Raw genomic sequence first — 19,320 nt, 5'->3', positions numbered from 1 at the left:
CTTATAGGTTGCATGCACCGTTCAGCGCTGCGGAAACATCAGCTCATCCAATTGCCGCCATCGACATTGTAGGTCTGCGCGACAATGTAATCGCTCTCACTGCTTGCGAGGAAAATCGCCATGCCGGTCAGATCTTCGGCGGTGCCCATGCGGCCATAGGGCACTGCTTCACCGACGAGGCGTTTCTTCTCGCCGCGCGGCCTGTTTTCATACTTGGCAAAGAGGGCGTCCACGCCTTCCCAGTGCTCGCCGTCGACCACACCCGGCGCGATGGCGTTCACATTGATGCCGTGTTCTATGAGGTTCAGGCCGGCGGACTGGGTAAGGCTGATCACCGCAGCCTTGGTGGCGCAGTAAATCGCGACCAGTGGCTCGCCGCGACGCCCCGCCTGACTGGCCATATTGATGATCTTGCCGCCCTTGCCGCGTGCAATCATCGCCTTGGCGACAGCTTGCAAGGTGAACAGCGTGCCGGAGAAATTGACGGCGAACAGCTTGTTGTAACTTTCACGGCTGATTTCCACGATCGGTGCCAGATCGAACAAAGCGGCATTGTTGATCAGCACGTCGATTCCGCCAAACTTGTCGACGGTTTCCTTCACGGAGGCATCAATCGAGGTCTGGTCTGTAACATCAAGGCGGACCGCATGCGCCTGGCTGCCAAGTTCCCTGGCAGTCTCCTGCGCACGTTCCAGATTGATGTCGGCGATGACTACATGCGCCGCGCCTTCGCGTATATAGGCCTCGGCGAACGAACGCCCGATGCCCCGCGCCGAGCCCGTGATAAATGCCGTCTTGCCTGCCAGTCTGTTCATTTCATTGCACTCATTATCTCTGTTTTATTTTTCGCAATTTCCGGACGGAAAACCGGTTCCCACTTTTCCTCGAATTGTTCAGATTGCCTGGCCGTTCGCATCAAAGCGATGCAGCCGCGCCGGTTCGGGCGTGAGAAACACCTGCTGGCCGAAATCGGTGCTGAAATCGCCGTCGGTCCGCACGGTGATCTTGCCGAGGCCGTCAACCTGTACGTGGATGAAGGTGTCGGAGCCGAGGTGTTCCGTCACTCCCACAGTGCCCTTCCAGGCGCCCTCGGTCTTCGAGATACGCACATGTTCCGGCCGCACGCCGAGTGTGACCGCGTTGTGCTTGGCCGCTTCCTGTCCCTCGATCAAGTTCATGCGCGGAGAGCCGATGAACCCGGCAACGAAGACATTTTTGGGGGTCTTGTAGAGTTCCAGTGGTGATCCGACCTGTTCGATACGTCCGGCATTCAGGACGACGATCTTGTCGGCCATCGTCATCGCCTCCACCTGATCGTGGGTGACGTAGATCATCGTCGTTTTCAGCTGGTGATGCAGATCGCTTATCTCCAGCCGCATGTTGCCGCGAAGTGCAGCATCAAGATTGGATAGCGGCTCGTCGAAGAGAAACGCCTTGGGTTGGCGCACAATTGCACGACCGATTGCGACACGCTGGCGCTGACCGCCGGATAGTTGTCCGGGCCGGCGATCGAGATAGTTGGTGAGATTGAGGATATGCGCCGCGTCCTTGACCTTTTTGTCGATGGCAGCCTTGTCCTGGCCGTCCATCTTCAGGGGAAATGCGATGTTACCATAGACGCTCATATGCGGATAAAGCGCATAGGACTGGAATACCATGGAGAGGCCGCGTTTGGCAGGCGCCTCGCTCGACATATTCTTGCCATCGATGATGATGCGGCCACCGCTCAAATCTTCAAGACCCGCGATCATCCGCAAGAGTGTGGACTTGCCGCAGCCCGAAGGACCGACGAAGACAACGAATTCACCATCAACGATTTCAAGGTCGATTTCCGGAATCACCGCTGTGGTTCCAAATGATTTCGATACTTTTTCGAGTGTAATGCTTCCCATAATACTTCCCCTTATTTCACAGCGCCGAAGGTCAGACCCCGTACCAGCTGCTTTTGCGAAAACCATCCCATGATCAGGATCGGCGCAATCGCCATGGTGGATGCAGCCGACAATTTGGCCCAGAACAGGCCCTCGGGACTGGAATAGGACGCAATGAAGGCGGTGAGCGGCGCAGCATTTGCGGCTGTCAGGTTCAACGTCCAGAACGCCTCGTTCCATGCAAGAATGATATTGAGCAGCATGGTCGACGCGATCCCCGGTACGGCCATCGGCGTCAGCACATAGACGATCTCCTTCATCAGCGATGCGCCATCCATGCGCGCTGCCTCGAGGATTTCACCCGGGATTTCCTTGAAGTACGTGTAGAGCATCCACACGATGATCGGCAGGTTGATCATTGTCAGGACTGCCACAAGACCAAGACGCGTGTCCAGAAGCCCCCAATCGCGGAAGATCAGGTAGAGCGGAACCAGAACCCCGACCGGCGGCATCATCTTCGTGGACAGCATCCACATCAGCACATCCTTGGTGCGCTTGGTTGGTGAGAACGCCATCGCCCATGCCGCGGGAATGGCGAGAGCCAGACCTATGAGTGTCGAGCCGACAGAAATCACCACCGAATTCGTGACGTGTTTCATATAGTCGGAGCGGTTTTGCACCTCGTGGTAGTTCTCCAGGGTCCAGTCGAAGAACAGGAACTGCGGCGGTGTTGCCACCGCGGTTCCTTCTGTCTTGAAGCTGGTCAGAAATGTCCACAGGATCGGAAAGAAGATCAGCAGACCGATTGCCCAACCGAGGATGGTGAATGTCAGCTTCCGCTGTGTTGTGACTGAGCGGGCCATGATTCTACCTCTCCAGGTTCTTGCCGATGAGGCGAATGAGGAAGAAAGCGACGATATTGGCCAAGATCACCGCGACGATACCGCCTGCCGAAGCGCCGCCCACGTCGAACTGCAGAAGCGCCTGTGCGTAAATCAGATAGGTGATGTTTGTCGTCTGAAGGCCCGGACCGCCATTGGTCGTCACCAGAATTTCCGCAAACACGCTGAGCAGGAAGATGGTCTGGATGAGGATGACGACAGTAATGGCGCGGGACATATGCGGCAGGACCAGATAGTAGAACCGCGAGAGCGCCCCTGCACCGTCCATCTCCGCAGCTTCGATCTGTTCGCCGTCAAGCGATTGCAAAGCGGTCAGCAGGATCAGTGTGGCGAATGGCAGCCATTGCCACGCGACGATGAGGATAATGGAAAACAGCGGCAGCTGGGCAAACCAGTCGATGGGCTGGAACCCGAACGAGCGGGCGATCCACGCGAACAGGCCGTTGACCGGATGCATCAGCATATTCTTCCAGACGAGCGCCGAAACAGTCGGCATGACGAAGAACGGCGCGATGACCAGAAGCCGAACGATGCCCTGACCCCAGAATGGCTGATCCAGCACGATCGCCAGCAAGATACCGCCAATAACCGTGATCAGCAGGGTACCGCCGACCAGCATGAGCGTGTTGCCGAGCGCAGTGAAGAAAGCCGGATCGGTGAGAAAGTACTGATAATTGAGAAAGCCGATAAATTCCTCGGTTCCCGGCATTAGCAAATTGTAGCGCAGGAACGAAAAATACAGCGTCATGACAAGCGGCACGATCATCCACAAAAATAGAAGGATGACGGCGGGCGACATCATGAGACGGGCGGTTGCACGTGTCTGAAGCGTAGCCATGGTCAGGGTTCCAATACAGCAATCATCAAAAAGCGAGAATGCAGAAGGAGGCCCGGGCGGATCCTGACATTCGCGTCAGGAAACCGTCCGGATGCCTAAGAGGATTCTACTTGATGTAGCCGCCCTTGGTCATCTCGCGAGTCGTGAGCGCTTGCGCACTCTGCAAAGCCTGATCGACCTTCATCGAGCCGGCAAGCGCCGCCGAAAACTGCTGACCCACGGCTGTGCCGATACCCTGGAACTCAGGAATGGCGACAAACTGGCCACCCGTATAAGGCACCGGCTTGACAGTCGGCTTGGTGGTATTGGCCGCGTTCATCGCATCGAGCGTGATCTTGGCGAAGGGAGCGGCCTTCTCGTATTCAGGGTTGGCATAAAGCGACTTGCGTGTGCCAGGAGGAACATTGGCCCAGCCTTCCTTGCTTGCGACGAGTTCCGTATAGGCCTTGTCGGTTGCCCAGGAGACGAACTTCTGCGCAGCCTCCGCCTTCTTCGTGCCTGCCGGAATACCGAGGTTCCATGCCCACAGCCAGTTGCCATGGTTTTCGACGCCGCCCGTCGGGAACAGCGCATAGCCCACCTTGTCGGCAACCTTTGAGTCCTTCGGGTTGGTCACGAAGGACGCAGCCACGGTCGCATCGATCCAGATGCCGCATTTGCCGGTCTGGAAGAGCGCGAGGTTTTCATTGAAGCCATTGGACGAGGCTCCGGGAGGTCCGGCTTCCTTCATCAGGTCGACGTAGAAGGTCAGCGCCTTCTTCCATTCAGGCTGGTCGAACTGCGGCTGCCACTTTTCATCGAACCAGCGCCCGCCAAACGAATTCGACATCGCGGTCAGGAGCGCCATGTTCTCGCCCCAGCCGGCCTTGCCGCGCAGGCATATGCCGTAGGTCTCGGTCGACTTGTCCGTCATCTTCTTCGCCGCATCGGCGATCTCGTCCCAGGTCGGCTTTTCCGAAATCTTGACACCGGCCTTTTCGGCGAGGTCCGTGCGGTACATCACCATTGCGCTTTCGCCATAGAACGGCGAGGCGTAGAGCTTGCCGTCAACGGAGACGGCGGCATCGATAGCCGGCAAAAGGTCGGCCTTGTCATAGTCGGCGCCAAGGCCGTCGAGCGGCAGGAGCCAGCCCTGCTTGGCCCAGATTGGCACTTCGTAGGTGCCGATGGTCATGACGTCGTACTGACCGCCCTTGGTGGCGATGTCGGTGGTGACGCGCTGACGCAATACGTTTTCCTCCAGCGTCACCCACTCAAGTTTGATGTCCGGATTTTTCTTGGCGAAATCGTCGGTGAGTTTCTGCATGCGGACCATGTCGCCATTGTTGACCGTGGCGATGGTCAGCGTTTCCGCATGCGCGAAACTCGACATGGCGAGTACCGACGCCGCGCCGAGCAGAAGCGTTCTTGATAACATCTCATTCCTCCCGAATGTTATGAGCAATTGCTTGTGGTATGGGCAAATACTCACACAACGGCAAAACAAGTCAAGAGCAATTCGTCGTTGCGCTGCAGCAAATGGAGAAAGTCAGCCCGCGAGCAAGGTCTCCGCCGTAGCCTCGTCGGTTATCAAGCCATTGATAAGGCTGCCTTTCAGCGCCGCCGCTATACCTGGCAGCTTTTTCGGCCCCTTGGCGATTGCGATGACCATGGCGGTGTCGCGCGAAGGAATCTGCGCGCTGGCGACGCGATCATTGGTCAGGCCCTTGAGCGGCACGCCGTTGCGGTCGAAGGCGCGCCCGACGATTTCGCAGACCCCGCCCGCCTGCCTGAGCGCCAGGAGTTCCTCGCGCGAAATGAAGCCATCGATGAACAACGGCGCATCCTCCGACAGGTCCCCTATGCCGACAAAGGCGACAGTCGCCTGCGCCGACAATTCCAGCACCGGGCGGATCATCGCCTGGCTGTGCAGCAATTCGCGCTCCTCCGGCGAAGAGGCGATGACAGGCAGCGGCATCGGGAAGGAGCGTGCCTTGATCTTGTCGGCAATATTGAAAATGACGTTGTAGAAAGCCGCCGAACCATCCGGGGCGATATTGCCGGTCAGCGACACCACCTTGTGCTGCGGACATTCGATCGGCGACAAAAGCTCGATTGCCGCCTTCAGCGTACGGCCCGTGCCGATGCCGAGAACGATCGGCGTTTCCGATTTCAGCCAGCGCGTCATCTCGGCCGCCGCCGCATCGGCAACGCCGAGCGTCGTCGACGTAGAGCCCGGATCGGTCGGCACCACTTCCGCCATCTTCAGGCCGAAGCGCTGCTTCAACTGCTCGGCGAGATCGAGGCAACGGGCAATCGGATGGTCGAGCCGGACCTTGACCAGCCCTTCCGACACGGCGAGCGATACCATGCGCTGCGCCGACTGGCGCGAAATGCCAAGCTTGGCGGCAATCTCATCCTGCGTGTTGCCGGCGACATAATAGAGCCAGCCGGCGCGTGCCGCATCATCGAGCCTGGTCGTGGTAACCTCCGGCTTACTCACTTGTCTGCCCCGCCCTTAAGCGCCTCGCCTTGCTCGTTGCTGGCGGGGACCCCGGTGGCCTTATGCCCGTCCGAGTGGCCGAGATCGCGTTCGGGCCAGACGATATCGCGCACTTTTTGCTTCAAGACCTTCGCCTCGGGAAAGCCGCCATCGCGCTTGCGTTCCCAGATCAGATCGCCGTTGACATGGATCTCGAAGATGCCGCCGGTGCCGGGGATGAGCGCCACCTCGCCAAGATCGGCGCCGAAGGTGGACAGCAGTTCCTGCCCCATCCAGGCGGCGCGCAGCATCCAGCTGCATTGGGTGCAATAGGTGATGGTGATGCGCGGTTTTGTTGTCATGTTTCGTCTTCTAGCATTTCCGCACCCGGATGTAAGCTGCCGTCTGGGGCAACCATTGCACGATGGTTCGTGGCAACGATGCGGGACATCGCGACGATCCCACTGCGAGCCCGTTCGGCCATCTCGATGGTACCGCAGAGCGGGAACAGTGGAACTGGATAATCGTCGTCCTCCTCCAGCCTTATTCCGGTGCAGCGGTGCTTGCGCCGGCATTGCGGGTTCTTGCAGGTCTTGTGGTAGCCATAGATCGTTGCCATTGCCTGAAAAGCCGACAGCGCAACCACCCATCGCCGATGTGCCCGCTTGGTCATCTCCCATTGCGCAGCATATTGCTCATCGGTCTGCTGGGGCCAGCGGGGCGCTCGTTCCAGGGGCACCGGCGCCAATGGATCCGGCATGAACTCGACGAATGGAATCATGTTGTCTGTCGAAGTCTGTTTCTGCTTGCCCATGCTTCGCCTCCTTGCGGTTGTTCCTTGCCACGCCCTCATCCCGAGTCTGGCCATTGAATGGTTGGGAAGACGGGCGGTCGTCGAAGCGCGTCTTTGTAGAATAAAATGCGGTCCGAAGACCGCCCGTCCGGCGTCTTTTGATCCCGTCCGTTCCGCTTGGGAGGCCTCGACTTTGAGTGAATTGCTTCACCCGCTGCCGAAAGCCCCTTTCGAAGTGCTCGTCCAGCACACGCCAGTCGTAGTACCGGCAGGGGAACCCTTGGACAGAACTTCCCCGGACAGCGGGTCCGTTACCCGCCATCGGAGGCGCCGATCCTCTCCCCACTTCGAACGGCTCCGGAAGCAGTTCCCGTGAAGAGGACGGGGATAGAATAAGTCAGGTTTGGAGGGCGTGGATAAATGGCCACGATTATTTTCGTGCAAAGGCACTGCGCGTGGTCCGACAAGTTCGGCACCCACAGCCGATGCCGATTATCTCTCCCCTTGCGGGAGAGAAAGGATTTTCTTGGATTTGGCCTCTTTGCTAAATCCTTAGAAAATCCAAGTGAGGGGGTAGTTTAGTGAAGCATATCCCCTCTCTTGCGATTTCTGGCACTTAGCAAGAGCTAAGATGCCGAAATCGCTTTCTCCCCCACAGAGGGGGGAGATAGCCGCGCTTCTTGCGCCAAAAAATCCCGCACTTACTGACATCCTCCTGACAGTAGGTTGTCAGTAGCCCTGCGCTATATTTATCCACGAAACGGGATGAAATAACGGGAGGACGGCATCATGGACGGAGCGATCGACACCCTTGGCAGCGCGGCGGATTTTGATTTTTTCATCGGGGACTGGAACATCCGCAATCTGCGCCTGAAGGAACGTTTTGCCGGCTCCGACGACTGGGAGATCTTCCCCGCCACGTCGAGCGTGCGCAAGATCCTCGAAGGCACGGGGAATTTCGAAGAGATGCATATGCCCTCGCAGGGCTTTACCGGGATGACGCTGCGCCTGTTCAATCCGCGCGACGGATCATGGGCGCTACACTGGGCCGACAGCCGCTCGAATGTGCTGTTTCCGCCGGTCATTGGCCATTTCGACAATGGCAAGGGCATTTTCTACGGCGAGGATACGGATGACGGCGTGCCTGTGCGCGTGCGCTTCCTGTGGACCCCCTCGCCCGAAGCACCACTGTGGGCGCAGGCGTTTTCCAAGGATGGCGGCGAGAGCTGGGAAACCAACTGGGTAATGGAGTTTACGAGGGCGTAGCTTACTTGACCCAGAGGTGCTGTGGGCAATCACATTGCAGTGGCGCTATGCGTGGTTCGACAGGCTCACCATGAGGGAAGTGGCGGGCTGCATCGATAGTCACCAGCATTGCAGAACCTCACTCCATGCAATCAACCCACGTCCCTCATGGTGAGCCTGTCGAACCACGCAAAATTCAGCGGCGCGACATCTCGCGCGCAATGCGGGCGAAATCACCCTGCTTGATGCCGATGTCGGCGCGATCCCGCGCGCTCATGCCCTGCAGCACGGCAAGCGCGTCGCGATAGGCGCTGTCATTGCGGCGGCGGGTGGCGAAATCAATCAGAAAGCTCATGGCCTGTTTCCTGGTGGGTCTGGTTCAACAACCACAGGATAGGCGCAGGTGCGGATATTGTGCAGTGCAATATGCGCATGGGTGGTATGCGGGGCAGTCTCTCAATCGCGGAACGATGAGTAATCCGTGGCAAAATGATTCCGCCTTAATCCACATCCCGCAAGGAGGATAACAGATTGAAAACAATGTGATAAAAAAACAATTGTGCATGTTCTTGTTTTGTTCTATTTTGTCTCTTGACTCCTTTATGCTCGTACACGCCTGGCTATCTGGTTACAAAGAAATATGAATGCAGCCCTACAGTTCGACTTCAACTCGAAAAGCCCTATTTCTCCTTGGTTAGAAATGGGCGCGTATGAGGCATTGTGGTTAGAGCAGGGTGCATCTTTCAAAACGATAGCTGAAAAATTTCTTAGCCGCCCTAGTTCGTTACCTTCGGATTTTGTTTCGAACGGTACAGCGTTGGAGATGGCGAGCGTCGCACATGATAAGATTCGAAAACACTCATCTTTGCCCTACGGAGTGAGAATTCACGGCGCGGGGGAATATCCAAATAAAATACGGGTTGCAAAACATCCGATCGAGCTGTTGTACTATCAGGGGTTGTGGGCATTGTCTGAGCAGCCGTCAATTGCGGTTGTCGGGACACGACAGCCTTCAAATGAGGGCATAGCTAACACCCGAAAAGTAGTACAGGCTCTTATTGGTAATAAAATTATACCTGTATCTGGCTTGGCCAGAGGCATTGATTCAATTGTCCACGAAACAGCGATAGAACAGCGCTTTCCCACAATAGCAGTTATTGGAACACCCATTTCGATGTCTTACCCAAAAGAGCATCGAGAATTGCAACGGCGAATTGCTAGAGAACATTTGTTGATCTCCCAAGTTCCTGTTGTATCCTATGAAAATATGCCAATAACAAAGACACGGACATTTTTTCCGGAACGTAACGTCACTATGAGCGCGTTAACGGACGCTACTATTATAATCGAGGCAGGCGAAACATCAGGAACATTGACCCAAGCACGAGCGGCTTTGGAACAAGGCCGAACGTTGCTAATATTGGATAGTTGCTTCCAGCGGCCGGATATCACTTGGCCTCGTAAATTCGAACAACTTGGTGCAATTCGCGTATCTCGGATCGAAGATATTTTCGCCAATGTCAGTTCGACTTACAAAGATTGATGAAATGCATCTTCATGATCATCGCTTCATTACAAGCGATGACGAGTGCTATTTTTTAGGAGAGTACACAGCGCGAAAGGGTTTCAGTCACAGCGAAACCAACGACAAGATAATAAGCCTTAAAATGAAGCCGAGTATACAATATTCAAGCCCAGCTCGTTTTAAATACAAGCGTCGAGCAATAGAATATTGGGGTAGGATGCTCGCTGGCGCATTGCCAGTGGATGAAGCGCAAAAAGCAATTTGGGTGCCCATTCCGGGAAGCTGCCCAATAGGTGACCCCGAGTTTGATGATCGTCTAGTTCAGATTATCGAGTATGCCTATAAGGGTGGCGTGACAATCGCTAGTCCTTTCAGACAAAAGAGCCTACGTGTTGCAGCCCACGATAGTCACGAACGTCCGGACAGCGAGACATTAGTTTCCGAATGGACCTTTGATGTATCGACGATCTCAAGCGAGGCCGGACAAATCATAATTTTCGATGATGTGATGGTGAGAGGCGCGTCGTTCAAGGCTGCGAAAGATCTGCTGAAAGCGCACGCCGTTAATGCCACTATCCGCGGCGTATTCCTTGCACGAAATATCCACGATGACCCACCAATCTTGTTTGATATGCTCGACGTATTTGAATAAAGGAAGCCAGCATTTTGCAATGCCCGCGAATCGGAGTATGTTCTTCCTATGTTCTCAATTTAGGAATATATCAGATGGCAAAAAACACTGGCAACGACTATCGCAAGGGTGCCGTAACAGGACGCACTCAGTTTCAACAAAATAACGGCGATTGGCAAAAACGTAACGAACGAAATGGCCAATTCATGGAGAGAAAATCTAGTGACGGCCCATTCAAAGGGGTCGCAAAAGAACCTGACGGTAGAGATACCGATAATTCCTAGTTAGCTCTACCCGCCGAACTGCTCCTCCTGCTCGACCGTCAACGGCTTGATGCCGGGCGTCGGCGGTTCGGGCTGGTCGTCGCCCTGCGCGACGGGAGCGGCGGCGGGCGGGGTGCGCGGCGCGGTTGTGGTGCAGCCGGCAAGCGCCGCGCTGCACAGGATCAAAGCGAGAAGCGAGAGAGTGGCTGGGCGCATAAAGCTCATCAGTACGGGGACTTGAGGACCAAAGCCCTCAACTATCGCCCATCTTCAGCGCCTGGATGAACGCTTCCTGCGGGATTTCGACCTTGCCGAACTGCCGCATGCGCTTCTTGCCTTCCTTCTGCTTTTCCAGAAGCTTGCGCTTGCGCGAGACGTCGCCGCCATAGCACTTGGCCGTTACGTCCTTGCGCAGCGCCGAGATGGTTTCGCGCGCGATCACCGTGCCGCCGATGGCCGCCTGGATCGGGATCTTGAACATGTGCTTGGGGATCAGGTCCTTGAGCTTTTCGCAAAGGTCGCGGCCGCGCTTTTCGGCGGCGGCGCGGTGCACCATCATCGACAAGGCGTCCACCGGCTCGCCATTCACCAGCACCGACATCTTGACGAGATTGCCCTCGCGATAATCCGACAGATGATAATCGAAGGAGGCATAGCCCTGGCTGATCGATTTCAGCCGGTCGTAGAAATCGAACACCACCTCGTTGAGCGGCAGGTCATAGGTGACCATGGCGCGCTTGCCGACATAGTTGAGATCGATCTGGATGCCGCGGCGGTCCTGGCAGAGCTTGAGGATCGAGCCGAGATAATCATCGGGGGTGAGGATCGTCGCGCGGATCCACGGTTCCTCGATGGAGGCGATCTTCATCACCTCCGGCATGTCTGCAGGATTGTGCAATTCGCGCTGGGTGCCGTCGGTCATGTTGAGCTTATAGACGACGCTCGGCGCGGTGGCGATGAGATCGAGGTTGAACTCGCGCTCCAGCCGCTCCTGGATGATCTCGAGGTGCAGCAGCCCGAGGAAGCCGCAGCGGAAGCCGAAGCCGAGCGCAGCAGAGCTTTCCATCTCGAACGAGAACGAGGCATCGTTGAGGCGCAGGCGGCCCATGGCGGCGCGCAGATCCTCGAAATCCGCCGCATCGACGGGGAACAGGCCGCAGAAGACGACAGGCTGCGCCGGCTTGAAGCCCGGCAGGATCGACGCAGTCGGGCGCTTGTCCTCGGTGATGGTATCGCCGACGCGGGTGTCGGCGACTTCCTTGATCGAAGCGGTGATGAAGCCGAACTCGCCGGGGCCAAGCTCATCGACGGCGAGCATCTTCGGCGTGAACACGCCGGTGCGCTCGACCGGATATTTGGCGCCGGTGCCCATCATGCGGATGGTCTGACCCTTTTTCAGGACGCCATCGATGATGCGCACGAGAACGATGACGCCGAGATAGGCATCGTACCAGCTATCGACGAGCATGGCCTTCAGCGGCTTGGTGCGGTCACCCTCGCGCGGCGGCGGCAGCTGGTTGACGATGGCTTCCAGCACATCCGGAATGCCGAGGCCGGTCTTGGCGGAGATCAGCACGGCCTGGCTCGCATCGATGCCGATGACCTCCTCGACCTGCTCGCGGATACGCTCCGGCTCGGCGGCAGGGAGATCGACCTTGTTCAAGACAACGACGATTTCGTGGTTGTTGTCGATGGCCTGATAGACATTGGCGAGGGTCTGCGCCTCGACGCCCTGCGAGGCATCGACGACGAGCAGCGAACCTTCGCAGGCGGACAGCGACCGCGACACCTCATAGGCGAAATCGACGTGACCGGGCGTGTCGATCAGGTTGAGGACATAGGTCTCGCCATTGTTGGCCTTGTAGTTCAGCCGGACTGTCTGCGCCTTGATGGTGATGCCGCGCTCGCGCTCGATATCCATCGAGTCGAGCACCTGCTCCTTCATGTCGCGCAGCTCCAGCCCGCCGGTCGATTGGATCAGCCGGTCGGCAAGGGTGGATTTGCCATGGTCGATATGGGCGACGATGGAGAAATTACGAATGTGATCTACTGGAGTGCTCATGCGCGCCACATAGAGCATTTCGGGCGGATTTGGAAGGGTAGCGTGCGAGTGGTGACAGAATAGCGGAGAATAATTTTACCCGGGTATATTGACGAGTGTATTTTACCCGGGTAAAATCCTGCCATCCAACAGGTGAGCAGGATCATGGAAACGACAGAACAGACATGCACGGCCTTTCAGGGCATGCGGAAGATCGCGAGTGGAACGCGGGTTGAGGTGGCGCTGGCGCTGAAGCGTGCTGGCGATACCGGCGAGGCGATCCTCGTCTTCGACGATGCCACGGGGAAGCAGGTGGAATTCGACCTGCGCGGCAGCGATGCGGAGATCGCCGCGCGGCTGAACCAGAGCGAGCCGCGCAAACCGGGCCGGCCGAAGCTCGGCGTTACGGCACGTGAGGTAACGCTGCTGCCGCGGCAGTGGGACTGGCTGAACAGCCAGCCGGGCGGCGCTTCCGTTACGTTACGCAAGCTGGTCGACGCGGCACGTAACGCGAATGGCGGGCGCGAAAGGAAGCGGCAGGCGCAAGGTGCCGCCGACAGTTTCATGATGGTGATGGCCGGCAACGAGCCGCACTACGAAGAGGCAGCGCGTGCGCTCTATGCTGGCAATATGCAGCGGTTCACGGATTTGACCGAAGCCTGGCCGCAGGACGTGCGCGACCATGTGCGCATGCTGAGCGAGCCGGCGTTCGGCTGGGAGGACTGACCCGAGCGCCCGGCAAGCCTCATACCTTCGCCTTATACGCCAGAATCTGGCGCGCTTGTTGCATTTCAAGTTCTGTTAGCAGGCGGGGCCGCATCCATTTCAAGCGGCCCTGACATCGATATTTTTGTGTGTTTTCAAGGCAGAACGAGCGCTGCGGCGGGCATCTGCCAGGTCAGGAGTTTCCAATGAAGAAATGGAAGACGCGGGATGTGACCCGCGCGTGCCTGTTCAGTGCGCTGCTTGCGCTTTTGATAGGCTGTAACAATGACGGCAGTGATACAAAAACGAGCTCGGAATCAACGTTCTCAGAAAACAAACCATCACCGGTCGATGATACCAAGGTCCCAAATGAGCCGGTGGTTGGCGATGTGAAAGAGGTACCCAATACCGATCCAGCGCCGCCGGTAAAGACACGCGGTGAGTCCAGCCCCATCGAAGGTTTGCTCGATACCGCAGCCAATCAAAAAGCGACCCGCTTCATAGGAAGGGCGGCGCCGGATACGGCAGATGACCAAACCTACGATTCATCCCCCCCATTAGATTATAATCTGGGCAATCTCGTCACGATGAACAGCCCGGACTCGGTGGGTTTCACCGATGGGAAAGTCCTTGTAACCCCCGTGAAAGGTCTGCTGCGCTACCCGGAAAAAGCTCGCAACGCGTCGGCAAAGACCGAACGCTTTCCGGTCATCATCTTCTTGCACGGGCAACATGGGCAGTCTCCAAGCTATCTTGGCTATGACTATCTGGCCAAACAACTCGCCGAACACGGGTATGTCGTTGCTTCCATTGACGCCAACGCCATCAATTACCAGAATTTGGATAACAGGTCGGGTCAATCTCGAGCGCAATTGGTTTTGGGGACGCTTGATCGCTTGCGCCAGCTTGATGGCTTCGGGCAAATCGACTTGGGTGGGAACAAAGGTAAACTTAATGCCCTGATGGGCAAGCTCGATTTTTCCCGCATCGGCATCATGGGACATTCGCGCGGCGGCCAAGCGATTGCCACTACTATCCTGTTCAACACGAACCGGCATGGCACGACGGAAGCAGATATGAGGGCCGCTCTAAAGAATACACGCAGCGACCTCGACTCGTATCCCAAACTCAAAGCTGCGGCAGCAATGGAGGGGGAGGCGGGTAAATCGGCGTTCGAGGCGGCCCGGGTCGAATACAACATCTTTTATGCCGCCGGTAGCGGAAAGGACGCTGGAGTAACGCCCCCCTACGATTTCAAGGGCGCGTTCATGCTGGCTCCGACGGATTTCGGCGGCAACGCGGAGCTTAATCACGTTCCTCTCGCAAAACCTGCTCCCATCTTGTGATGGCGACTTATCCGATCTGGAGGGTGCGCGGGCCTATGATCACAACCGCTTTGGCCCGGAAGATGATGTGGCACCCCGGTATCAGACTATGGTGAATGGCGCGAACCATAATGATTACAACACGGACTGGACAGAGGACGATTTTCAACAATGGGGGGACACTTGGCCTGGACCCAAATATTGCAACCGGAACAGAGACCAAAAGGATAGTATCCGTCTGAGCGCAGAGGATCAAAGGCGCACCGGCCTTTTCATCATCAATTCCTTCATGCGCTATCATGTCGGTGGAGAGACGCAATTTGCGGCTTATTGGAATGGGGTGGGCGCGTTGCCTAAAGCGGCCTGCCCGTTGGGGATCGGGCCTTGCGACGAACGGATTGTCTTGACTGTGCAGAAGGGTGGCGCGAGCCTGACGTTGGTCCAGCGTTTTGACCAGTCCAACAGCCTCAAGCTCAACGCACTCAAACGCGCGATCACCTTCTCTGGTTTCGATGATGAAGTTCGCTGCGGGATGCCGGCCGATGTGACCGACGATTGGGGTTCATTGCCCCTACTCAGATGCGATCCGAAATCTCTACCTGATTTTGGATATGGCAGCTACACGGGTTTGGCGTCTATCGCCGATCACGTGAAACTAGTTTGGTCGAAGCCGGCTACGAATGCGCCGAAGCGGGAAGTATCGATCGTCGAGGATATCACCGGCATTTCCGCTAAGGGCTTTGACTCCCTGACCTTCCGCATCGCAGTGGTGCGCCCGATGGGTCAGGAGGTGGAGGTTACACTTACCGACACGGCCGGCAAGTCGCATACGGTGGATGCAAGCAATTTCAGCGATGCTCTTTACAATGCACCGAGGCGAAAGAAGGGTGGAACAACACCCAAAGAAGAAGACTTGCCGATGCTAGACGACCCGACTGATGCGCCCTACGCCAACGGCGAGGTGAAAATCCTCTTGAACATGGTTGCTATTTGAGGAAATTGATCTTGATCACCTCAAAGAACTAAAGCTCGCTTTCCCCAAGGAGAGCGGCAAGGTGGCCCTCACCGATATCGAGCTGCAGAACTTCGGACGTGGTGAGCGGCTGGCGGAGATTGCATTGGAGCAGGCTGGCAAACTCGGTGGGCTAGGCGGCGGTATTGCCCTTGGCGGCAATGGGCCAGGCAAGTCCGGTTCCGGCAAGCCTGAAGACAAGCAACTAGTCGTGAATCATTGAAGTATCGCGCCACGCTGCTCACCCTCGGGCGGCGTGGCGTGAACCTATTTGAAGTGCAAGGAACAAGCGTTGACTTGGGCAATTCCCGCAAGCCGACTCTTTTTCTATCTCACATTTGACTTCGCCCCCACCCGACGTCTCCTGAAGCGGAGGCCCTAAGGACCGTGTCATTACATTAGCGCCGTCATCCTCGGGCTTGACCCGAGGACCCGCGTTTCCTTCCAACGTACGCAAATATCCCTACATACCATTTCGCCCTGCGAATGGGTCCTCGGGTCAAGCCCAAGGATGACGGCTGTGGTGGAATGCCTCGCCCAGCTGTGGATGAGAGATGACGGTTCTCCGAGAACACCCAACCACAATCAAACGCCGATTTTGCCGCCGCCCTTTTTTGTGATGGCGAGGACCGAGGGGCGCACCGGCATGTGGTCCTTGAAGTCTGGCCAGCGGGTGGAGAGATCCTCGTAATAGGATGGACGGCCGAAGGGCTTCCAATCGTCGCCACCGTCGCCCGGATGCTGGACTGCAACCATGAAGGTGGCCATATCCGGCAGCATAAGCGGGCCGCACATTTCGGCGCCGACCGGCACACGGAAGAACAGTTTCGACGTGCCGCGAGCACCGCCTTCGGTATCGACAGCCCAAAGGCCGTCGGTGCGGCCGGTTTCCTTGGGCGAATTGCCGTCGGTGGATATCCACAAGCGGCCATCCGCATCGACCGCGCAATTGTCCGGCATGCCGAACCAGCCATTCTTGGTGGTATCGGTAGAGAAGGATGCACCGACATCGGCGACAGAAGGGTCACCGCATTTCAGCAAGATTTCCCACTTGCCCTTGGTGGCGGCGAAATTGCCGTCTTCCTCGGCAATCTCCACTATATGGCCGAACGCGTTTTTGGCGCGCGGGTTGACAGCGTCGACCTGATCGTCCTTGCGCTTGGTGTTGTTGGTCAGCATGACATAGACTTTGCCATTGACCCCGTTGGGGCCAATGTCCTCCGGGCGATCCATCTTGGTCGCGCCGAGCAGATCGCCCGCACGGCGGGTTTCGATCAAAACGTCGGCCTGGCTGGCAAAGCCATTGGCTTCCGTCAGCGGGCCTTGGCCAAAGACGACGGGCAGCCAGTTGACAGAGCCGTCGACATCGAATTTGGCAACGTAAAGCGTGCCATCATCGAGAAGATCCATATTGGCAGCGCGGTCATCCGGGTTGAATTTGCCGGTGGTGACGAATTTGTAGACATACTCGAAGCGCGAATCGTCGCCGAGATAGAAGACGACGCGGCCATCCTTGGCGACGATGGAATCGGCGCCCTCATGCTTGAAGCGGCCGAGCGCCGTCCGCTTCTTCGGGATCGAATTGGGATCGTTCACATCGATCTCGACCACATAGCCAAAACGATTGGCTTCATTGGGGTCTTTCGACAGGTCGAAGCGATCGTGAAACTTACCCCAATCATAGGCGGTTTCGGGAATGCCATTGCGCTTGTAATTGGCGGCTTCCTTGCTGTCTTCCGGCAGTTTGCCGGTGAAATAGCCATGGATATTTTCTTCGCCAGAAACATAGGTGCCCCAAGGGGTAACACCGCCTGAGCAATTATTGATCATGCCGAGAACTTTTTTGCCGGAAGCATCGGCAACGGTCTTGACGCGATCATGCCCGGCAACCGGGCCGGACAATTGCATTTCCGTATTGGCGGTGATGCGCCGGTTGAGCTTGCCGTCCTTGACGACCTGCCACTTGCCATCGGTCTTTTTGATTTCGACGACGGTGCCGCCATGGGCGGCCATTTCGATATCGACACGCTTCTGGTCAGCCGGCGCAATCTCTATCTTTGCGTCGCCTTTGTCATCCTTGACGACTTTGACAATACCCGGGAACATCAGATGTTCATTGGTGTATTCGTGATTGACGACGAGCAGGCCGTGCTCGGAAGAGCCGTCGATCGGAATATAGCCGACATAATCATTATTGTAGCCGAACTGCTTCGCCTGAGATTCCGGAGTCTGGTTCAGCGGATCGAACTCGGGCGAATCGGCAAAAATGCCATCACCCCAACGCAGAAGGACATCCGCGTCGTAACCGGCGGCGACATGGTGCGTCTCATCGATGCCGACCTCGACTTCCTCGAAAGTGAAAGCCGATTTGCTCTCGGCGCGCGCATCGTCCGCCATCATCAGTGCCATGGGGCTAACGGTTGCGGCAATGGCCGATACGGCGAGAGAGCCCTTGAGAAAACCCCGCCGCGAGAAGCGAGCTGCAATGAGTTCACCCATGGTGGCATTGTCGGTCGGGTTGTGGCCCGGACCGGTATTTTCCTCGAGCTGGCTGGTGCGGAATGTCGGAGACTGGTCGTTCATGGCGCTTACCTCTGGCTATCTGGCTGGGTCCTCAACGTCTCTTAAACGTACCTCCCCGCTATGACGCCAGAGTAACAATATGATGACAGACGCGCGCTATTAGTACCTCTGAGACCAAGGTCTAAGCCGCCGCGATGAATTCGCCATAGAGGTCGAGATCGACATTGCCGCCGGATAGCACGACAGCAACCGTCTTGCCCTCGATGTCGACTGCGCCGCTTGCCAATGCCGCAAGCCCAACGCAGCCGCCGGGTTCGACGATCAATTTCAGGTAGTTCGCTGCATCGCGCATTGCGGCCTTCACGGCGTCATCGGTGACTGCGATGGCGCCGGCAAGATTGCGCTTGTTGACCGGGAAGGTGAGATTGCCCGGCTGCGGCGTCAGGATCGCATCGCAGATCGAGCGATGCCCGGGTTCATTGGCGACGGGTTCACCGGCGATGAGCGAACGGCGCAGATCATCGAAGTTTTCCGGCTCGACGCCCCAGATGCGCGTTCCAGGAGACCCAGCCTTCACTGCCACGGAAATGCCGCTGATAAGACCACCACCGCCGGTCGGTACGAACAAGTGATCGAAGGTTAGTCCACGCTCATTGGCATCGGCCACAAGCTCAAGGCCGATCGTTCCCTGCCCGGCCATGATGGATGGATCGTCATAGGGCGGCACCAGGATCATGCCGCGCTCTTCGATATAGGGTGCAGCGACCTCATCGCGCGTTTGATTATAGCGGTCGTAAAACACGACTTCCGCACCATAGGAACGCGTGTTTGCAACCTTTGTCTGCGGGGCATCAAGCGGCATTATGATGGTGGCATGAATGCCAAAAAGCTTGGCTGAGCTGGCAACGCCTTGGGCGTGATTGCCCGAAGAATAAGCGATAATGCCGCGCTTGTGTTCGTCGTCGGTGAACTGGCTGATACGGTTGTAAGCGCCGCGAAATTTGAACGAGCCCGTGCGTTGCAGACATTCCGGCTTGAACAGGATGCGCGCCTTGTACTTCGCGTTCAGGGCTTCGGATTCTACAAGCCGCGTCGACACGATCTGGCCTTTGAGCCTCGCGGCGGCGGCCTCGACGTCACCTATATCAATCGCCAAACCCTGACTGTCCATGCTGTCCTCACTTT

At 57.1% G+C, this 19,320-nt stretch carries 21 protein-coding genes; 8 read left to right on the top strand and 13 right to left on the bottom strand.

The annotated features are described in order from the left end of the window. Positions 1 to 38: 38 nt before the first annotated feature. The 8 genes from PHA01_RS11305 to PHA01_RS11270 all read right to left on the bottom strand — a co-directional run bounded on the left by PHA01_RS11305 (position 39) and on the right by PHA01_RS11270 (position 6,886). Positions 39 to 815 (bottom strand): L-iditol 2-dehydrogenase, encoded by a 777-nt coding sequence (locus PHA01_RS11305; RefSeq protein ID WP_271895448.1) that lies wholly within the window; start codon positions 813 to 815, stop codon positions 39 to 41. Positions 816 to 893: 78 nt separating this feature from the next. Continuing rightward, positions 894 to 1,892 (bottom strand): ABC transporter ATP-binding protein, encoded by a 999-nt coding sequence (locus PHA01_RS11300; protein ID WP_271895446.1) that lies wholly within the window; start codon positions 1,890 to 1,892, stop codon positions 894 to 896. A gap of 11 nt (positions 1,893 to 1,903) precedes the next feature. Continuing rightward, the gene (locus tag PHA01_RS11295; protein WP_271895444.1) at positions 1,904 to 2,734 is read right to left on the bottom strand and encodes a carbohydrate ABC transporter permease; all 831 of its coding nucleotides are present in this window, start codon (positions 2,732 to 2,734) and stop codon (positions 1,904 to 1,906) included. A gap of 4 nt (positions 2,735 to 2,738) precedes the next feature. Then, positions 2,739 to 3,611 (bottom strand): carbohydrate ABC transporter permease, encoded by an 873-nt coding sequence (locus PHA01_RS11290; protein WP_224508036.1) that lies wholly within the window; start codon positions 3,609 to 3,611, stop codon positions 2,739 to 2,741. 106 nt (positions 3,612 to 3,717) lie between these two features. After that, on the bottom strand, positions 3,718 to 5,028 hold the full coding sequence (locus tag PHA01_RS11285; RefSeq protein WP_271895441.1) for an ABC transporter substrate-binding protein: 1,311 nt from the start codon (positions 5,026 to 5,028) through the stop codon (positions 3,718 to 3,720). A gap of 111 nt (positions 5,029 to 5,139) precedes the next feature. Further along, positions 5,140 to 6,093, bottom strand: a complete 954-nt coding sequence (locus PHA01_RS11280; protein WP_271895439.1) for a sugar-binding transcriptional regulator — start codon at positions 6,091 to 6,093, stop codon at positions 5,140 to 5,142. Beyond that, positions 6,090 to 6,434: an Rdx family protein gene (locus PHA01_RS11275; RefSeq protein WP_271895438.1), complete on the bottom strand. Its 345-nt coding sequence runs from the start codon at positions 6,432 to 6,434 to the stop codon at positions 6,090 to 6,092. Before PHA01_RS11275 ends, PHA01_RS11280 begins: the two co-directional genes overlap by 4 nt. Then, positions 6,431 to 6,886 (bottom strand): hypothetical protein, encoded by a 456-nt coding sequence (locus tag PHA01_RS11270; protein WP_271895436.1) that lies wholly within the window; start codon positions 6,884 to 6,886, stop codon positions 6,431 to 6,433. The genes PHA01_RS11275 and PHA01_RS11270 overlap by 4 nt, the downstream gene beginning before the upstream one ends. Positions 6,887 to 7,654: 768 nt before the next feature. Between PHA01_RS11270 and PHA01_RS11265 the strand changes: the two genes are divergently transcribed. Further along, positions 7,655 to 8,131, top strand: a complete 477-nt coding sequence (locus PHA01_RS11265; RefSeq protein ID WP_271895434.1) for a hypothetical protein — start codon at positions 7,655 to 7,657, stop codon at positions 8,129 to 8,131. A 175-nt stretch (positions 8,132 to 8,306) separates the two neighbouring features. On the opposite strand, the gene PHA01_RS11260 is transcribed toward PHA01_RS11265, so the two are convergent. Then, entirely contained in the window at positions 8,307 to 8,465 is a 159-nt protein-coding gene (locus PHA01_RS11260) for a YjiS-like domain-containing protein (protein ID WP_271895432.1), read from the bottom strand. 285 nt (positions 8,466 to 8,750) lie between these two features. Here PHA01_RS11260 and PHA01_RS11255 point away from each other — a divergent pair, with 285 nt between their 5' ends. The 3 genes from PHA01_RS11255 (at position 8,751) to PHA01_RS11245 (ending at position 10,550) form a co-directional block, all read left to right on the top strand. Further along, positions 8,751 to 9,653, top strand: coding sequence for a DNA-processing protein DprA (locus PHA01_RS11255; RefSeq protein ID WP_271895430.1), 903 nt, complete (start codon positions 8,751 to 8,753; stop codon positions 9,651 to 9,653). 4 nt (positions 9,654 to 9,657) lie between these two features. Beyond that, complete coding sequence (locus PHA01_RS11250; protein WP_271895428.1) at positions 9,658 to 10,287, top strand: phosphoribosyltransferase; 630 nt, start codon at positions 9,658 to 9,660, stop codon at positions 10,285 to 10,287. A 74-nt stretch (positions 10,288 to 10,361) separates the two neighbouring features. Continuing rightward, positions 10,362 to 10,550, top strand: coding sequence for a hypothetical protein (locus PHA01_RS11245; protein WP_271895426.1), 189 nt, complete (start codon positions 10,362 to 10,364; stop codon positions 10,548 to 10,550). A 6-nt stretch (positions 10,551 to 10,556) separates the two neighbouring features. On the opposite strand, the gene PHA01_RS11240 is transcribed toward PHA01_RS11245, so the two are convergent. Both PHA01_RS11240 and lepA read right to left on the bottom strand, forming a co-directional pair. Then, a complete protein-coding gene (locus PHA01_RS11240) occupies positions 10,557 to 10,745 on the bottom strand; it encodes a hypothetical protein (protein WP_271895424.1) in 189 nt (62 codons plus the stop codon). Between the two features lie 37 nt (positions 10,746 to 10,782). Continuing rightward, positions 10,783 to 12,591: a translation elongation factor 4 gene (gene lepA / locus PHA01_RS11235; RefSeq protein WP_271895422.1), complete on the bottom strand. Its 1,809-nt coding sequence runs from the start codon at positions 12,589 to 12,591 to the stop codon at positions 10,783 to 10,785. A 144-nt stretch (positions 12,592 to 12,735) separates the two neighbouring features. On the opposite strand from lepA, the gene PHA01_RS11230 reads away from it, so the two are divergent. The 4 genes from PHA01_RS11230 (at position 12,736) to PHA01_RS11215 (ending at position 15,835) form a co-directional block, all read left to right on the top strand. Then, positions 12,736 to 13,296: a DUF2239 family protein gene (locus PHA01_RS11230; RefSeq protein WP_271895927.1), complete on the top strand. Its 561-nt coding sequence runs from the start codon at positions 12,736 to 12,738 to the stop codon at positions 13,294 to 13,296. Positions 13,297 to 13,481: 185 nt separating this feature from the next. Continuing rightward, the gene (locus PHA01_RS11225; RefSeq protein WP_271895420.1) at positions 13,482 to 14,621 is read left to right on the top strand and encodes an alpha/beta hydrolase family protein; all 1,140 of its coding nucleotides are present in this window, start codon (positions 13,482 to 13,484) and stop codon (positions 14,619 to 14,621) included. 88 nt (positions 14,622 to 14,709) lie between these two features. Continuing rightward, complete coding sequence (locus PHA01_RS11220) at positions 14,710 to 15,594, top strand: hypothetical protein (RefSeq protein WP_271895418.1); 885 nt, start codon at positions 14,710 to 14,712, stop codon at positions 15,592 to 15,594. Positions 15,595 to 15,655: 61 nt separating this feature from the next. Further along, positions 15,656 to 15,835 (top strand): hypothetical protein, encoded by a 180-nt coding sequence (locus PHA01_RS11215; RefSeq protein WP_271895416.1) that lies wholly within the window; start codon positions 15,656 to 15,658, stop codon positions 15,833 to 15,835. Positions 15,836 to 16,197: 362 nt separating this feature from the next. On the opposite strand, the gene PHA01_RS11210 is transcribed toward PHA01_RS11215, so the two are convergent. Both PHA01_RS11210 and PHA01_RS11205 read right to left on the bottom strand, forming a co-directional pair. Then, positions 16,198 to 18,195 carry a PhoX family protein gene (locus tag PHA01_RS11210; RefSeq protein WP_271895414.1) on the bottom strand — a complete coding sequence of 666 codons (1,998 nt, stop codon included), beginning with the start codon at positions 18,193 to 18,195 and terminating at the stop codon, positions 16,198 to 16,200. A gap of 121 nt (positions 18,196 to 18,316) precedes the next feature. Continuing rightward, on the bottom strand, positions 18,317 to 19,306 hold the full coding sequence (locus tag PHA01_RS11205) for a threonine ammonia-lyase (RefSeq protein WP_271895412.1): 990 nt from the start codon (positions 19,304 to 19,306) through the stop codon (positions 18,317 to 18,319). Positions 19,307 to 19,320: the final 14 nt, after the last annotated feature.

Source organism: Candidatus Phyllobacterium onerii (assembly GCF_028331445.1).
In the GTDB taxonomy this organism is placed as follows: domain Bacteria; phylum Pseudomonadota; class Alphaproteobacteria; order Rhizobiales; family Rhizobiaceae; genus Phyllobacterium; species Phyllobacterium onerii.
Note: the sequence above shows the minus strand (reverse complement) of the source record. Positions and strands in the feature narration are given on the sequence as shown.

Coding starts and splice junctions, on each gene's coding strand:
- PHA01_RS11260 (WP_271895432.1), bottom strand. CDS start 8,465: ATGAGCTTTCTGATTGATTTCGCCACCCGCCGCCGCAATGACAGCGCC.
- PHA01_RS11245 (WP_271895426.1), top strand. CDS start 10,362: ATGGCAAAAAACACTGGCAACGACTATCGCAAGGGTGCCGTAACAGGA.
- PHA01_RS11270 (WP_271895436.1), bottom strand. CDS start 6,886: ATGGGCAAGCAGAAACAGACTTCGACAGACAACATGATTCCATTCGTC.
- PHA01_RS11305 (WP_271895448.1), bottom strand. CDS start 815: ATGAACAGACTGGCAGGCAAGACGGCATTTATCACGGGCTCGGCGCGG.
- lepA (WP_271895422.1), bottom strand. CDS start 12,591: ATGAGCACTCCAGTAGATCACATTCGTAATTTCTCCATCGTCGCCCAT.
- PHA01_RS11265 (WP_271895434.1), top strand. CDS start 7,655: ATGGACGGAGCGATCGACACCCTTGGCAGCGCGGCGGATTTTGATTTT.
- PHA01_RS11295 (WP_271895444.1), bottom strand. CDS start 2,734: ATGGCCCGCTCAGTCACAACACAGCGGAAGCTGACATTCACCATCCTC.
- PHA01_RS11285 (WP_271895441.1), bottom strand. CDS start 5,028: ATGTTATCAAGAACGCTTCTGCTCGGCGCGGCGTCGGTACTCGCCATG.
- PHA01_RS11255 (WP_271895430.1), top strand. CDS start 8,751: ATGAATGCAGCCCTACAGTTCGACTTCAACTCGAAAAGCCCTATTTCT.
- PHA01_RS11205 (WP_271895412.1), bottom strand. CDS start 19,306: ATGGACAGTCAGGGTTTGGCGATTGATATAGGTGACGTCGAGGCCGCC.
- PHA01_RS11210 (WP_271895414.1), bottom strand. CDS start 18,195: ATGAACGACCAGTCTCCGACATTCCGCACCAGCCAGCTCGAGGAAAAT.
- PHA01_RS11250 (WP_271895428.1), top strand. CDS start 9,658: ATGCATCTTCATGATCATCGCTTCATTACAAGCGATGACGAGTGCTAT.
- PHA01_RS11225 (WP_271895420.1), top strand. CDS start 13,482: ATGAAGAAATGGAAGACGCGGGATGTGACCCGCGCGTGCCTGTTCAGT.
- PHA01_RS11275 (WP_271895438.1), bottom strand. CDS start 6,434: ATGACAACAAAACCGCGCATCACCATCACCTATTGCACCCAATGCAGC.
- PHA01_RS11240 (WP_271895424.1), bottom strand. CDS start 10,745: ATGCGCCCAGCCACTCTCTCGCTTCTCGCTTTGATCCTGTGCAGCGCG.
- PHA01_RS11220 (WP_271895418.1), top strand. CDS start 14,710: ATGGTGAATGGCGCGAACCATAATGATTACAACACGGACTGGACAGAG.
- PHA01_RS11230 (WP_271895927.1), top strand. CDS start 12,736: ATGGAAACGACAGAACAGACATGCACGGCCTTTCAGGGCATGCGGAAG.
- PHA01_RS11300 (WP_271895446.1), bottom strand. CDS start 1,892: ATGGGAAGCATTACACTCGAAAAAGTATCGAAATCATTTGGAACCACA.
- PHA01_RS11290 (WP_224508036.1), bottom strand. CDS start 3,611: ATGGCTACGCTTCAGACACGTGCAACCGCCCGTCTCATGATGTCGCCC.